Below are 774 nucleotides of genomic sequence, written 5' to 3'. Positions count from 1 at the left end.
GACTGTCGAGCAGGGAAGAGACTTAGGGACGTTTTTTGATGCCGTCAAAGATGAAGACTGGAAGGTATTGGGTATTCGCAATAAAAGTAACCGTTTGGAAGAGTTGTTTTTATCTTTGGTTAGCTCTAGCCAAGACTTAAATTCGAAGGAGCAAACCAAATGAACGCACATCAAATCTGGATTGCTTTTACGACCATCGTAGTAAAAGAGATTCGTCGATTTACACGAATCTGGGCGCAAACGATGCTTCCACCTGCGATTACCATGGCTTTGTATTTTGTCATTTTTGGCAATCTTATCGGGCCTCGTATCGGAGAAATGGGCGGCTATGACTATATGAGTTTTATTGTCCCAGGCTTGATTATGATGTCGGTGATTACTAACTCTTATGCAAACGTGGTGTCGTCTTTCTTTAGTTTGAAGTTCCAGCGCAGTATTGAGGAAATACTCGTTTCACCTGTTCCAAACTGGGTTGTGCTGAGCGGTTACGTTGCCGGAGGTGTTGCGCGTGGTGTTGGGGTAGGGATTATCGTTACCTTACTGTCTTTATTCTTTACCGATTTAGTTGTTCACAACGTACTGGTGACGGCCAGTATGGTGATATTGACTGCGATTGTATTTTCGCTTGGCGGATTTATTAATGCAGTATTCGCGACGAAATTTGATGACATCTCTATCGTCCCTACTTTTGTATTAACGCCGCTCACCTACCTTGGTGGTGTGTTCTATAGTATTTCGCTTCTGCCAGAGTTTTGGCAGAACGTATCTCAAGCG

The 774-nt window shown here is 43.5% G+C and carries 1 protein-coding gene; it reads left to right on the top strand.

Going from position 1 to position 774, the window contains the following annotated elements:
* Window positions 1-159: 159 nt before the first annotated feature.
* Window positions 160-774, top strand: a 615-nt coding sequence (locus tag A3762_RS20530; protein WP_068757396.1) for an ABC transporter permease, incomplete at its 3' end; no start/stop codon positions are given.

The organism is Oleiphilus sp. HI0125, from assembly GCF_001635355.1.
This window is presented reverse-complemented; position numbering and strand designations above follow the sequence as displayed.